This window comes from Escherichia sp. MAL-1, from assembly GCF_052948035.1.
This window is the reverse complement of sequence record NZ_CM129609.1, coordinates 582,579-596,475: the sequence shown is the minus strand read 5'-3', so window position 1 is coordinate 596,475 and position 13,897 is coordinate 582,579. Positions and strand designations below refer to the sequence as shown.

Below are 13,897 nucleotides of genomic sequence, written 5' to 3'. Positions count from 1 at the left end.
AGGATCGCATTATGAGCATTATCTCCACTAAATATCTGTTACAGGACGCCCAGGCCAATGGCTACGCGGTGCCTGCTTTTAACATTCATAACGCCGAGACGATCCAAGCGATCCTCGAAGTGTGCAGTGAAATGCGATCGCCGGTGATCCTCGCCGGAACGCCGGGGACCTTTAAACACATCGCGCTGGAAGAGATCTACGCCCTGTGTAGCGCCTATTCCACAACCTACAACATGCCACTGGCGCTGCATCTCGACCACCACGAATCGCTGGATGATATTCGCCGTAAAGTCCACGCAGGTGTGCGCAGTGCGATGATCGACGGCAGCCACTTCCCGTTTGCCGAGAACGTGAAGCTGGTGAAATCGGTTGTTGACTTCTGCCACTCACAAGATTGCAGCGTGGAAGCAGAACTGGGCCGCCTGGGCGGTGTTGAAGATGACATGAGCGTTGACGCCGAAAGTGCATTCCTGACCGATCCACAAGAAGCTAAACGCTTTGTCGAACTGACTGGCGTCGACAGCCTGGCGGTAGCGATTGGTACGGCGCACGGCTTATACAGCAAAACGCCGAAGATTGATTTCCAGCGGCTGGCGGAAATTCGTGAAGTGGTGGATGTTCCTCTGGTGCTGCATGGTGCCAGCGATGTTCCGGATGAATTTGTCCGTCGCACTATTGAACTTGGCGTCACAAAAGTGAACGTTGCCACAGAATTAAAAATAGCCTTCGCTGGCGCGGTTAAAGCCTGGTTTGCGGAAAATCCGCAGGGTAATGATCCTCGTTATTATATGCGCGTCGGAATGGATGCGATGAAAGAAGTTGTCAGAAATAAAATTAATGTCTGTGGTTCAGCGAATCGAATTTCAGCATAATCATTAGTTTTTTATGATTTATCCCAATGTACTTCCCGATTAATATCGGGGAGTGCCTTAATGGAAAAGGAGATAACTAAACCTTAATAAATACATCAGTACAATATCGCAACAATAATATATTTAAAAAAATTATATTATTCAACTTTATGGTGAGGATTACACAATGAGCAGTCCAAATATTCTCTTAACCCGTATTGATAACCGTCTGGTTCATGGCCAGGTTGGCGTGACCTGGACATCCACCATCGGTGCAAATCTGCTGGTAGTCGTGGATGATGTTGTCGCTAACGATGATATTCAACAGAAATTAATGGGTATTACCGCGGAAACCTACGGCTTTGGCATTCGTTTCTTTACTATCGAAAAAACCATTAACGTCATCGGCAAAGCTGCACCGCATCAGAAGATCTTCCTGATTTGCCGTACGCCACAAACGGTACGTAAATTGGTAGAAGGTGGCATTGACCTGAAAGATGTCAACGTCGGCAATATGCATTTCTCGGAAGGGAAAAAGCAAATCAGCAGTAAAGTTTATGTCGATGACCAGGATCTCGCGGACTTACGTTTTATTAAACAACGTGGCGTGAATGTTTTCATTCATGACGTCCCTGGCGATCAAAAAGAACAAATCCCTGACTAAATCTAAAATCGCCTTAATATTGGTTTGAGGTAATAAAAATGCATGAAATAACCCTACTTCAGGGATTATCCCTGGCGGCGTTAGTTTTTGTTCTGGGGATTGATTTTTGGCTGGAAGCCTTATTTTTATTCCGCCCGATAATCGTTTGTACCCTAACTGGCGCTATTCTCGGTGATATTCAGACTGGCTTAATTACCGGTGGTCTGACAGAGTTGGCTTTCGCCGGATTAACCCCTGCAGGTGGTGTTCAGCCGCCCAACCCGATTATGGCGGGTCTGATGACCACCGTCATTGCATGGTCTACGGGCGTTGATGCCAAAACAGCAATTGGTCTTGGCCTGCCGTTTAGTTTGTTAATGCAGTACGTCATTGTAGATTCAATCTGTCAATGCAACACCCCTTTCAATTATCTCTTTCGGTGTTTTGAACTTCAGTGTCTTTCTCGGTCTGTTGTTTAGCTGAGCAGCAACCAGATCTAGTTCATGTTGAGTATATTGGGCAAGACATGTCTTTTTAGGAAAGTACTGCCGAATTAGCCCATTTGTGTTCTCATTTGTTCCCCGCTGCCAAGGACTCTGAGGATCGCAGAAGTAAACTTTAACGCCAGTGCTGACAGTAAATTCTAGATGTCTGGCCAGTTCCATTCCTCTGTCCCATGTCAGTGATTTTCTGAGTTCTGACGGTAAACTCAGGAATTTGTCGGTAAGAGCCTGATTTACTGAGACAGAATCTTTGCCCCTGAGTCTAAGGATGATCGTATAACGTGATTTTCGGTCTACAAGTGTGGCTATATGAGAGTTTTTTGTACCTGAGACTAAATCGCCCTCCCAATGCCCCAGAGAGCGTCTGTTATCGATATTTCGGGAACGTTCGTGAATTGGTGTTCCGTTCACTATGTTAATCGTACCTCTTTCGCCTTTGCGGGTATGACGCCTGCCATGGCGAAGGCTATGCGACCGTCGCAGATGCTGTATATTCAGGTGGTGTAGCGCTTCACGGCTACGAAAGTACAGCGTTTTATAAATTGTCTCAGGTGATATTCGCAGCGTTTTTTGACGTGGTTTTGTTCGCCTTAACCATCCTGATATTTGCTCTGGAGACCATTTCATCTCCAGCTTTTCCAGAACAAGCTTTCGCAATGGTAAATTTTGATCCAGTAAGCACGGTTTTGGCCTTTTCGCCATTCTGTTGGCTCGGTTATTAGCATCAACAGCTTTGTAATAGCGTCTGCCCCGATTACGCTGAACTTCACGTGAGATCGTCGAAGGACTGCGATTCAGCGCAGTAGCTATCGCACGAATGCTCATTTTGGCTGACAAACCAGCTCGTATCTCCTCGCGCTCAGACAGTGTCAGGTGAGCTACAGCCCGCTTACGCTCATGGGGTTTTATGCCGCCAGTATCCCTTAACATAGTGAAGATCGTTCCGGGTTTTGAACCCAGGATATTCGCTATTTCACTGAAGCCTGTTCCGTTCTTCCATAGTTCAAAAACAGAGGCTTTTTCCTCTGCTGTAAATGTTCGTCTCATTCAAAAAACCTCCGCAACCCCATGTTTTCACATAACTGTTGCGTTGACCAATTGAATCTACAATTCTGTTCTTCTATTCCGCTTTCTCATTATTTATGACCAAAGCCGATAAATGCGCGAAAGAGGCGGATACGGCAGCGTTTTCCCGGCTTAACTGGACAACGATGCTCATCGTCGCTTCAGCGTATGCGGTGATTGCTTTCCTCTGTACTTACCTGGCACAGGGGGCGATGCAGGCGCTGGTGAAAGCGATGCCCGCCTGGCTGACCCACGGCTTTGAAGTGGCAGGCGGTATTCTGCCTGCCGTTGGTTTTGGCTTGCTGCTGCGCGTAATGTTCAAAGCGCAATATATCCCTTACCTGATCGCCGGTTTCCTGTTTGTTTGCTACATCCAGGTCAGCAACCTGTTGCCGGTTGCCGTACTGGGCGCAGGCTTTGCGGTGTATGAGTTTTTCAATGCGAAATCCCGGCAGCAAGCGCAACCGCAGCCCGTTGCCAGTAAAAATGAAGAAGAGGACTACAGCAATGGGATCTGAAATCAGTAAAAAAGATATCACCCGTCTGGGCTTTCGTTCGTCGCTGCTGCAAGCGAGCTTTAACTACGAAAGGATGCAGGCGGGCGGTTTTACTTGGGCGATGTTGCCGATCCTGAAAAAGATTTATAAGGACGACAAACCGGGCTTAAGCGCGGCGATGAAAGATAACCTCGAATTTATTAATACCCACCCGAATCTGGTCGGATTCCTGATGGGGTTATTAATTTCGATGGAAGAAAAAGGAGAAAACCGCGACACCATTAAAGGCCTCAAAGTGGCACTGTTTGGCCCAATCGTCGGGATTGGCGATGCGATTTTCTGGTTTACTTTGTTGCCGATTATGGCGGGAATTTGCTCATCATTTGCCAGCCAGGGAAACCTGCTGGGGCCGATTCTATTTTTCGCCGTTTACCTGCTTATCTTTTTCCTGCGCGTCGGCTGGACCCACGTCGGTTATTCAGTCGGCGTGAAGGCGATCGATAAAGTGCGAGAGAACTCGCAGATGATTGCCCGTTCGGCAACCATCCTCGGGATCACGGTAATCGGCGGGCTGATCGCTTCGTATGTGCATATTAACGTGGTGACATCGTTTGCCATCGACAGTACCCACAGCGTCGCGCTGCAGCAGGATTTCTTCGATAAAGTCTTCCCGAACATTTTACCGATGGCCTACACCCTGCTGATGTATTACTTCCTGCGGGTGAAAAAAGCGCATCCGGTGCTGTTAATCGGCGTGACTTTTGTGCTCTCTATTGTTTGTTCCGCATTCGGCATTTTGTAAATGGAACGAGGCACTGCGTCTGGTGGTGCCTCTTTACTTAAGGAATTTCATCCTGTGCAAACCCTTCAGCAAGTTGAAAACTATACGGCGTTAAGTGAACGTGCCAGCGAATATTTATTGGCCGTGATCCGTAGCAAACCGGATGCCGTGATTTGCCTGGCGACCGGAGCCACGCCATTACTGACGTATCATTATCTGGTAGAAAAAATCCACCAGCAGCAGGTTGATGTCAGCCAGCTCACCTTCGTGAAGCTCGACGAATGGGTGGATCTGCCATTAACGATGCCTGGTACCTGCGAAACTTTCCTGCAACAGCATATCGTGCAGCCGCTGGGGCTACGTGAAGACCAGCTCATCAGCTTTCGCTCCGAAGAGATAAATGAGACAGAGTGCGAACGGGTAACGAACCTGATTGCGCGCAAAGGCGGTCTGGATTTATGCGTTCTCGGATTGGGGAAAAACGGTCATCTTGGGCTGAACGAACCGGGAGAAAGCCTGCAACCGGCCTGCCATATCAGTCAACTTGATGCCAGAACACAGCAACATGAGATGTTAAAAACCGCGGGTCGCCCCGTGACTCGTGGGATCACCTTAGGCCTGAAGGATATTCTCAATGCCCGCGAAGTTTTGTTACTGGTGACTGGCGAAGGAAAGCAGGATGCGACAGATCGTTTTCTCACGGCTAAAGTCTCTACCGCTATCCCGGCTTCATTTTTATGGCTGCACAGTAACTTTATTTGTTTAATTAACACCTAACCAGATGAAAAATTTGCTCAAAATGTTTAAATTAACTTATGTAACAGTCACGCATTATATTAAATAACATTTGACTGGGTTGAACATAACGCCGATAGCAAAAGGAGTTATGTTCAACAATTTAATTTTAGATATACATATAACTTGTTCTATTAATAAATCACCTCGTATTCTGACTCGCCCCCTGGCGCAGCAAAGTCAGGCATTTATACTCTTTTGAATACATAGAAAATTGATATCAATATAATGAAAATATCAAATATTTGCATATAAATATAATCTTAAAGTTCAGTCTATTTAATGTTCAATGAAATATTTCTGCCTGTATAATCTTTAAAGATGTTGAACATATATTCACATTAAATATGATTATGTACTTGTTACAAGGATAAGGTTATATATGAATAAAGGTACAAAAATAGCCATTGCGGGCTTACTTGCGCTTTTCGCAGGTAATGCCGCTGCAACAGATGGTGAAATAGTTTTTGATGGCGAGATTTTAAAATCCGCTTGTGAAATCAATGACTCTGATAAGAAAATTGAAGTTGCTCTTGGTCACTATAATGCCGAACAGTTTCGTTCTGTTGGCGATCGTAGCCCAAAAATTCCATTCACTATTCCTTTAGTTAACTGCCCAATGACTGGGTGGGAGCACGATAACGGCAACGTTGAAGCGTCTTTCCGTCTATGGCTAGAAACGCGGGATAATGGTACCGTTCCTAACTTCCCTAATCTGGCAAAAGTAGGCTCTTTTGCTGGCATAGCGGCAACAGGTGTGGGTATCCGTATTGACGATGCGGAAAGCGGAAACATTATGCCACTGAATGCTATGGGCAATGATAACACGGTTTATCAGATCCCGGCGGACTCCAATGGTATTGTCAATGTTGACCTCATCGCTTACTACGTATCAACCGTTGAAGCATCAGAAATCACCCCAGGGGAAGCAGACGCTGTCGTTAACATAACGCTGGATTACCGTTAATACGTTACGGCGTTATCTGACCTGTCAGATAACGCCCTTTTCCTTCCTCTTTCTCGTTGTATCAGGTTGAAAAATAACTATGTCAAAACGAACATTCGCGGTGATATTAACCTTGTTGTGTAGCTTCTGTATTGGCCAGGCGCTTGCAGGAGGAATCGTTTTACAGCGAACGCGAGTGATCTATGATGCCAGCCGCAAAGAGGCTGCGTTACCTGTCGCAAACAAAGGCGCAGAAACGCCTTATTTACTGCAATCATGGGTAGATAATATAGATGGTAAAAGCCGTGCCCCATTTATTATAACCCCACCGCTATTTCGTCTTGAGGCTGGCGATGACTCATCACTGCGAATTATTAAAACAGCTGATAACCTGCCTGAAAATAAAGAGTCGCTGTTCTACATTAATGTTCGTGCCATTCCAGCAAAGAAAAAATCAGATGATGTTAATGCTAACGAGTTGACGCTGGTATTTAAAACACGGATCAAAATGTTTTATCGCCCCGCACACCTGAAGGGACGGGTAAACGATGCGTGGAAATCACTGGAATTTAAACGTAGTGATCATTCACTCAATATATATAACCCAACTGAATATTACGTCGTATTTGCCGGATTGGCAGTCGATAAAATCGATCTCACAAGCAAAATTGAATATATCGCGCCCGGAGAACATAAACAGTTACCACTTCCTGCATCTGGCGGAAAGAACGTGAAATGGGCTGCGATCAATGATTATGGCGGCAGTTCCGGGACAGAAACTCGTCCACTGCAATAACAAATATAAAAAACACAGGTCATCAGGGAATGCCACAACGACACCACCAGGGACATAAACGCACACCGAAACAGTTGGCGCTCATTATCAAACGCTGTTTGCCGATGGTGCTCACTGGCAGCGGCATGCTTTGCACTACCGCTAACGCCGAAGAGTATTATTTCGACCCCATTATGCTGGAAACCACAAAAAGTGGTATGCAAACAACCGATCTGTCACGATTTTCAAAGAAATACGCACAACTACCAGGAACTTATCAGGTTGATATCTGGCTGAATAAAAAGAAGATTTCACAGAAAAAAATTACATTTACCGCCAATGCAGAGCAACTTCTGCAGCCACAGTTTACGGTAGAACAACTACGTGAGCTGGGTATTAAGGTGGATGAAATCCCGGCGCTGGCTGAAAAAGATGACGATAGCGTGATCAACTCGCTTGAACAAATCATTCCCGGTACAGCTGCTGAATTTGATTTCAATCATCAGCGACTTAATTTGAGCATTCCCCAAATTGCACTGTACCGTGATGCAAGATGTTACGTCTCCCCTTCTCGTTGGGACGATGGTATACCAACGCTGTTTACCAACTACTCGTTTACAGGTTCTGATAACCGTTACCGCCAGGGCAATCGTAGCCAACGACAGTACCTGAATATGCAAAATGGTGCTAATTTTGGCCCCTGGCGATTACGTAACTATTCTACGTGGACACGCAACGATCAGGCGTCAAGCTGGAACACTATCAGTAGTTATTTACAACGTGATATCAAGGCGTTGAAGTCTCAGTTGCTTCTGGGAGAAAGCGCCACCAGCGGCAGTATTTTTTCCAGCTACACCTTTACTGGCGTGCAACTCGCTTCCGACGATAATATGTTGCCAAACAGCCAGCGCGGATTTGCCCCAACGGTACGCGGTATCGCAAACAGTAGTGCAATCGTGACTATCAGGCAAAATGGTTATGTGATCTATCAAAGCAACGTGCCAGCGGGTGCCTTTGAAATTAACGATCTCTACCCCTCTTCCAACAGCGGCGATTTAGAAGTCACGATTGAAGAAAGTGACGGTACACAACGTCGCTTTATCCAGCCTTATTCTTCATTACCCATGATGCAGCGACCTGGGCATCTAAAGTATAGCGCGACCGCTGGACGCTATCGCGCTGATGCAAACAGTGATAGCAAGGAACCCGAATTTGCTGAAGCCACGGCAATATATGGTTTGAATAATACTTTTACGCTGTATGGCGGCCTGCTCGGTTCTGAAGATTATTATGCGCTGGGGATCGGTATCGGCGGCACACTTGGCGCACTGGGCGCGTTGTCGATGGATATCAACAGAGCTGACACCCAATTCGATAACCAGCACTCTTTTCATGGCTATCAATGGCGTACGCAGTACATCAAAGATATCCCGGAAACCAACACCAATATCGCTGTCAGCTACTATCGCTATACCAACGATGGCTATTTTAGTTTTGATGAAGCCAATACCCGTAATTAGAACTATAACAGTCGCCAAAAAAGTGAAATTCAATTCAACATCAGCCAGACAATATTTGATGGGGTAAGTCTGTATGCCTCCGGTTCGCAGCAAGACTATTGGGGCAATAACGATAAAAACAGGAATATCTCTGTTGGGGTTTCCGGCCAGCAATGGGGAGTTGGTTACAGCCTGAATTATCAATACAGCCGCTACACTGATCAAAATAATGACCGCGCACTCTCTTTGAATCTCAGTATTCCGTTAGAACGCTGGTTACCGCGTAGCCGGGTTTCCTATCAGATGACCAGCCAGAAAGATCGCCCAACCCAACATGAAATGCGTCTTGATGGTTCACTGCTGGATGATGGTCGCCTGAGCTATAGCCTGGAACAAAGTCTGGATGACGATAACAACCATAACAGTAGCGTGAACGCCAGTTACCGTTCACCTTATGGAACCTTCAGTGCCGGATACAGTTACGGTAATGACAGTAGCCAATACAATTACGGCGTTACCGGCGGCGTGGTTATCCATCCTCATGGTGTGACGCTCTCGCAATATCTGGGCAACGCTTTTGCGCTTATTGATGCTAACGGGGCATCTGGCGTGAGGATACAAAACTATCCGGGGATTGCTACTGATCCCTTTGGCTATGCAGTGGTTCCTTATCTCACGACTTATCAGGAAAACCGTCTCTCGGTAGATACTACGCAGCTGCCCGATAACGTCGATCTTGAGCAAACAACACAGTTTGTGGTGCCCAACAGAGGTGCAATGGTAGCGGCGCGTTTCAACGCCAATATCGGTTATCGCGTACTTGTTACAGTCAGCGATCGCAACGGTAAACCGTTGCCCTTTGGCGCTCTTGCCAGCAACGATGAGACGGGGCAACAAAGTATCGTCGATGAGGGCGGCATACTATATCTCTCTGGGATATCGAGTAAATCACAAAGCTGGACTGTACGCTGGGGAAATCAGGCAGATCAACAATGTCAGTTTGCTTTTAGTACACCGGATTCAGAACCAACAACCTCTGTATTACAAGGCACGGCGCAGTGCCATTAAGGATAAAAAAATGAAAAGAGCGCCTCTTATAACAGGACTTTTGTTGATATCCACATCCTGCGCTTATGCCTCCTCAGGAGGGTGTGGAGCCGATAGCACTAGCGGTGCGACAAATTACAGCAGTGGGGTTGATGATGTTACGGTGAACCAGACAGATAACGTGACAGGACGGGAGTTTACCTCTGCAACGCTAAGTAGCACTAACTGGCAATACGCCTGTTCCTGCTCTGCGGGTAAGGCAGTTAAACTTGTCTATATGGTCAGCCCCGTACTTACCACCACTGGACATCAGACAGGATATTACAAACTCAATGACAGCCTGGATATTAAAACCACATTACAGGCAAACGACATTCCAGGACTCACAACCGACCAGGTTGTCTCTGTTAACACCCGATTCACACAGATAAAAAACAACACGGTATATTCTGCTGCAACCCAAACGGGTGTTTGCCAGGGTGATACGTCTCGTTATGGACCCGTTAATATTGGTGCAAATACCACCTTTACCCTGTATGTCACCAAGCCATTTCTCGGCTCGATGACCATTCCGAAAACGGATATTGCCGTCATTAAAGGCGCGTGGGTCGATGGAATGGGAAGCCCGTCTACAGGTGACTTCCATGATTTAGTCAAGTTATCGATACAGGGAAATCTCACCGCCCCACAGTCGTGCAAAATTAATCAGGGCGATGTTATTAAGGTTAATTTTGGATTCATCAATGGTCAGAAGTTTACCACCCGCAATGCCATGCCAGACGGTTTTACTCCAGTAGACTTTGATATCACTTATGACTGTGGTGATACTTCAAAGATTAAAAACTCGTTGCAAATGCGCATCGACGGTACAACTGGGGTAGTAGACCAGTACAACCTGGTCGCCAGACGAAGAAGTTCAGACAATGCGCCCGATGTCGGTATTCGTATTGAAAATCTCGGTGGCGGAGTTGCAAATATTCCTTTTCAGAACGGTATCCTTCCCGTTGATCCTTCCGGGCATGGCACCGTCAATATGCGCGCCTGGCCAGTTAATCTGGTCGGTGGTGAGCTGGAAACAGGAAAATTTCAGGGCACCGCCACCATTACCGTCATCGTGCGGTAAAAGAAGACGTTGCGTTTTGATTAACGCAACGCTTCGGCACTCTTACCCCTGCTGCTCCAGCGCATACTTATACAGCGCATTTTTCTTCACGCCGTGAATTTCTGCCGCCAGCGCCGCCGCTTTTTTCAACGGCAGTTCTGCCTGTAGCAGCGCCAGCGTGCGCAGGGCATCGGCGGGTAAGTCTTCTTCCTGTGCTTTATGACCTTCGATAATCAGCACCATTTCGCCTTTGCGACGGTTTTCATCTTCTTTTACCCACGCCAGCAGCTCGCCAACGGGCGCGCCGTGAATGGTTTCCCAGGTTTTGGTCAGCTCACGCGCCAGAACCACGTAGCGGGATTCGCCTAATACCGCAACGATATCTTCCAGGCTATCTAACAGACGGTGGGTAGATTCATAAAAAATCAGCGTGCGCGGCTCCGCTTCAATGGCTTTTAGCGCATCACGGCGGCCTTTTGATTTGGCAGGTAAAAAGCCTTCGTAACAGAAACGGTCAGAGGGTAAACCCGCGGCGCTTAACGCAGTGATAGCAGCACACGGTCCGGGTAGCGGCACCACACGAATCCCCGCTTCACGGCAGGTACGCACCAGATGGTAGCCAGGATCGTTAATTAGCGGCGTTCCGGCATCGGAAACCAGCGCAATGTTCTGCCCTTCTTGCAGCTTCGCCAGCAGCGTTTCGGCTTTTTGTTGTTCGTTATGGTCGTGCAGCGCAAACAACCGGGCATTAATCCCAAAATGTTGCAGCAATAAACCGGTGTGACGAGTATCCTCGGCGGCAATCAGATCAACGGCCTGTAATACCTCTAACGCACGCTGGGTGATATCCGCCAGATTGCCGATTGGCGTCGGTACAATGTAAAGCTGGCCCTGAGAATTATCCGCCGATTGGTGTTGTTTCATTGTGTCGTCCGTATTGCCGATTTAATATTGAGCATTGCGTAAAAAAATATCACTGGATACATTATGGTACCCTCAACATTTTCTCGTTTGAAAGCCGCGCGTTGTCTGCCTGTTGTTCTGGCAGCCCTGATTTTCGCCGGTTGTGGCACCCATACTCCCGATCAGTCCACTGCTTATATGCAGGGCACGGCGCAGGCTGATTCTGCCTTTTATCTTCAGCAGATGCAGCAAAGCTCTGATGATACCAGGATCAACTGGCAATTACTCGCCATTCGTGCACTGGTGAAAGAAGGTAAAACCGGGCAGGCGGTTGAGTTGTTTAACCAACTACCGCAAGAACTGAACGATGCTCAGCGTCGCGAGAAAACACTGCTGGCGGTAGAGATTAAACTGGCGCAGAAAGATTTTGCTGGCGCGCAAAACTTGCTGGCGAAAATCACACCTGCCGATTTAGAACAAAACCAGCAAGCGCGTTACTGGCAGGCAAAAATCGATGCCAGCCAGGGGCGTCCTTCCATTGATTTACTGCGCGCGTTAATTGCTCAGGAACCGCTGCTTGGCGCGAAAGAAAAACAGCAGAATATTGATGCCACCTGGCAGGCGCTCTCCTCCATGACTCAGGAACAGGCGAATACGCTGGTGATCAACGCCGACGAAAATATTCTGCAAGGCTGGCTGGATCTGCAGCGCGTCTGGTTTGATAACCGTAACGATCCCGACATGATGAAAGCCGGGATCGCCGACTGGCAGAAACGTTATCCGAACAATCCGGGCGCGAAAATGCTGCCAACGCAGTTGGTTAACGTAAAAGCGTTTAAACCAGCCTCGACCAACAAAATCGCCCTGCTGTTGCCACTGAATGGCCAGGCAGCGGTATTTGGTCGCACTATTCAGCAAGGCTTTGAAGCGGCGAAAAATATCGGCACTCAGCCAGTGGCAGCTCAGGTAGCTGCCGCACCTGCCGCAGACGTAGCAGAACAACCTCAACCGCAAACCGTGGATGGCGTTGCCAGCCCGGCACAAGCCTCGGTTAGCGATCTGACCGGTGAACAGCCTGCAGCCCAGCCGGTGCTTGTAAGCGCCCCGGCGACAAGCACCGCAGCGGTAAGCGCACCCGCAAATCCATCCGCAGAGCTGAAAATCTACGATACCTCATCACAACCACTTAGCCAGATCTTAAGCCAGGTTCAGCAGGATGGCGCGAGTATTGTGGTCGGTCCGTTGCTGAAAAATAACGTTGAAGAGTTGCTGAAGAGCAACACTCCGCTGAACGTACTGGCACTGAACCAGCCGGAGAATATCGAAAATCGCGTCAATATTTGTTACTTCGCGCTTTCACCGGAAGACGAAGCGCGCGATGCAGCGCGTCATATTCGTGACCAGGGTAAACAAGCGCCGCTGGTGCTGATCCCACGCAGTTCATTGGGCGATCGCGTAGCCAATGCGTTTGCGCAAGAGTGGCAGAAACTGGGCGGCGGCACCGTTCTGCAACAAAAATTTGGTTCCACCAGCGAATTACGCGCGGGTGTTAACGGCGGTTCTGGTATTGCTTTAACGGGTAGCCCGATTACTCTCAGAGCGACAACCGACTCCGGCATGACGACCAACAATCCAACGCTGCAAACCACGCCAACCGATGACCAGTTCACCAATAATGGCGGTCGTGTCGATGCGGTGTACATTGTGGCAACGCCGGGTGAAATCGCTTTTATCAAACCGATGATCGCCATGCGTAACGGTAGCCAGAGCGGTGCAACGCTGTACGCCAGCTCCCGCAGTGCGCAAGGGACCGCTGGCCCGGATTTCCGACTGGAGATGGAAGGCTTGCAGTACAGCGAAATCCCGATGCTGGCAGGCGGTAATCTACCGTTAATGCAGCAGGCACTCAGCGCGGTGAATAACGATTATTCACTGGCTCGCATGTATGCGATGGGCGTCGATGCCTGGTCGCTGGCAAATCATTTCTCACAAATGCGCCAGGTTCAGGGTTTTGAAATCAACGGTAATACCGGAAGCCTGACGGCTAACCCGGATTGCGTGATTAACAGGAAGTTATCATGGCTACAGTACCAACAAGGTCAGGTAGTCCCCGTCAGTTAACCACCAAACTGACCGGCGATGCGTGGGAAGCACAAGCGCGTCGCTGGCTGGAAGGCAAAGGACTGCGGTTTATCGCCGCTAACGTGAACGAGCGTGGCGGCGAGATCGATCTGATAATGCGTGAAGGCCGGACCACCATTTTTGTCGAGGTACGCTATCGCCGCTCTGCGCTTTATGGCGGCGCGGCAGCCAGTGTGACCCGCAGCAAACAACACAAATTATTACAGACTGCCCGCTTGTGGCTCGCGCGTCATAATGGGAGTTTTGATACTGTGGATTGCCGGTTCGATGTGGTAGCCTTCACCGGGAATGAGGTTGAGTGGATTAAGGATGCCTTTAATGACCACTCATAATTAAGGTTTAAGGATT

At 48.2% G+C, this 13,897-nt stretch carries 11 protein-coding genes and 3 pseudogenes; 12 read left to right on the top strand and 2 right to left on the bottom strand.

Translation table 11 applies throughout. The features are described 5' to 3' along the window. Positions 1-11 precede the first annotated feature (11 nt). The 3 genes and pseudogenes from kbaY to ACU8XX_RS02920 all read left to right on the top strand — a co-directional run. Positions 12-872, top strand: a complete 861-nt coding sequence (kbaY, locus tag ACU8XX_RS02930) for a tagatose-bisphosphate aldolase subunit KbaY (RefSeq protein WP_000022766.1) — start codon at positions 12-14, stop codon at positions 870-872. Between the two features lie 166 nt (positions 873-1,038). After that, a complete protein-coding gene (gene agaB, locus ACU8XX_RS02925; RefSeq protein WP_000098021.1) occupies positions 1,039-1,515 on the top strand; it encodes a PTS galactosamine transporter subunit IIB in 477 nt (158 codons plus the stop codon). A gap of 38 nt (positions 1,516-1,553) precedes the next feature. Further along, a pseudogene (locus ACU8XX_RS02920) lies at positions 1,554-1,889 on the top strand (PTS sugar transporter subunit IIC); the annotation flags it as partial. A 3-nt stretch (positions 1,890-1,892) separates the two neighbouring features. Here the strand turns inward: ACU8XX_RS02920 and ACU8XX_RS02915 are convergent. Then, the gene (locus tag ACU8XX_RS02915) at positions 1,893-3,044 is read right to left on the bottom strand and encodes an IS30-like element IS30 family transposase (protein ID WP_001254932.1); all 1,152 of its coding nucleotides are present in this window, start codon (positions 3,042-3,044) and stop codon (positions 1,893-1,895) included. 50 nt (positions 3,045-3,094) lie between these two features. Between ACU8XX_RS02915 and ACU8XX_RS02910 the strand changes: the two are divergent. The 7 genes and pseudogenes from ACU8XX_RS02910 to ACU8XX_RS02880 form a co-directional block, all read left to right on the top strand. Continuing rightward, a pseudogene (locus tag ACU8XX_RS02910) lies at positions 3,095-3,580 on the top strand (PTS sugar transporter subunit IIC); the annotation flags it as partial. After that, the gene (gene agaD, locus ACU8XX_RS02905; RefSeq protein ID WP_112033954.1) at positions 3,570-4,361 is read left to right on the top strand and encodes a PTS galactosamine transporter subunit IID; all 792 of its coding nucleotides are present in this window, start codon (positions 3,570-3,572) and stop codon (positions 4,359-4,361) included. The pseudogene ACU8XX_RS02910 and the gene agaD, both read left to right, overlap by 11 nt. Next, positions 4,362-5,117, top strand: coding sequence for a galactosamine-6-phosphate isomerase (locus tag ACU8XX_RS02900; protein WP_001300536.1), 756 nt, complete (start codon positions 4,362-4,364; stop codon positions 5,115-5,117). A gap of 400 nt (positions 5,118-5,517) precedes the next feature. Beyond that, on the top strand, positions 5,518-6,102 hold the full coding sequence (locus tag ACU8XX_RS02895) for a fimbrial protein (protein ID WP_032174304.1): 585 nt from the start codon (positions 5,518-5,520) through the stop codon (positions 6,100-6,102). 79 nt (positions 6,103-6,181) lie between these two features. Continuing rightward, a complete protein-coding gene (locus tag ACU8XX_RS02890) occupies positions 6,182-6,877 on the top strand; it encodes a fimbrial biogenesis chaperone (RefSeq protein ID WP_000044774.1) in 696 nt (231 codons plus the stop codon). Between the two features lie 29 nt (positions 6,878-6,906). Beyond that, positions 6,907-9,423 (top strand): annotated as a pseudogene (locus ACU8XX_RS02885) (fimbria/pilus outer membrane usher protein). A 10-nt stretch (positions 9,424-9,433) separates the two neighbouring features. Beyond that, positions 9,434-10,525, top strand: a complete 1,092-nt coding sequence (locus tag ACU8XX_RS02880) for a fimbrial protein (protein WP_000816984.1) — start codon at positions 9,434-9,436, stop codon at positions 10,523-10,525. 42 nt (positions 10,526-10,567) lie between these two features. Here the strand turns inward: ACU8XX_RS02880 and rsmI are convergent, their stop codons facing one another. Next, complete coding sequence (gene rsmI / locus ACU8XX_RS02875) at positions 10,568-11,428, bottom strand: 16S rRNA (cytidine(1402)-2'-O)-methyltransferase (RefSeq protein WP_000809256.1); 861 nt, start codon at positions 11,426-11,428, stop codon at positions 10,568-10,570. A gap of 63 nt (positions 11,429-11,491) precedes the next feature. On the opposite strand from rsmI, the gene lpoA reads away from it, so the two are divergent. Further along, entirely contained in the window at positions 11,492-13,528 is a 2,037-nt protein-coding gene (gene lpoA / locus ACU8XX_RS02870) for a penicillin-binding protein activator LpoA (RefSeq protein ID WP_240765358.1), read from the top strand. Next, positions 13,486-13,881: a YraN family protein gene (locus ACU8XX_RS02865; protein WP_240765356.1), complete on the top strand. Its 396-nt coding sequence runs from the start codon at positions 13,486-13,488 to the stop codon at positions 13,879-13,881. The genes lpoA and ACU8XX_RS02865 overlap by 43 nt, the downstream gene beginning before the upstream one ends. The last annotated feature ends 16 nt before the right edge of the window (positions 13,882-13,897 follow it).

Bases quoted from the DNA above. Each gene is read 5' to 3' on its own strand.
- kbaY (WP_000022766.1), top strand. From the start codon at position 12: ATGAGCATTATCTCCACTAAATATCTGTTACAGGACGCCCAGGCCAAT.
- agaB (WP_000098021.1), top strand. From the start codon at position 1,039: ATGAGCAGTCCAAATATTCTCTTAACCCGTATTGATAACCGTCTGGTT.
- ACU8XX_RS02915 (WP_001254932.1), bottom strand. From the start codon at position 3,044: ATGAGACGAACATTTACAGCAGAGGAAAAAGCCTCTGTTTTTGAACTA.
- agaD (WP_112033954.1), top strand. From the start codon at position 3,570: ATGGGATCTGAAATCAGTAAAAAAGATATCACCCGTCTGGGCTTTCGT.
- ACU8XX_RS02900 (WP_001300536.1), top strand. From the start codon at position 4,362: ATGGAACGAGGCACTGCGTCTGGTGGTGCCTCTTTACTTAAGGAATTT.
- ACU8XX_RS02895 (WP_032174304.1), top strand. From the start codon at position 5,518: ATGAATAAAGGTACAAAAATAGCCATTGCGGGCTTACTTGCGCTTTTC.
- ACU8XX_RS02890 (WP_000044774.1), top strand. From the start codon at position 6,182: ATGTCAAAACGAACATTCGCGGTGATATTAACCTTGTTGTGTAGCTTC.
- ACU8XX_RS02880 (WP_000816984.1), top strand. From the start codon at position 9,434: ATGAAAAGAGCGCCTCTTATAACAGGACTTTTGTTGATATCCACATCC.
- rsmI (WP_000809256.1), bottom strand. From the start codon at position 11,428: ATGAAACAACACCAATCGGCGGATAATTCTCAGGGCCAGCTTTACATT.
- lpoA (WP_240765358.1), top strand. From the start codon at position 11,492: ATGGTACCCTCAACATTTTCTCGTTTGAAAGCCGCGCGTTGTCTGCCT.
- ACU8XX_RS02865 (WP_240765356.1), top strand. From the start codon at position 13,486: ATGGCTACAGTACCAACAAGGTCAGGTAGTCCCCGTCAGTTAACCACC.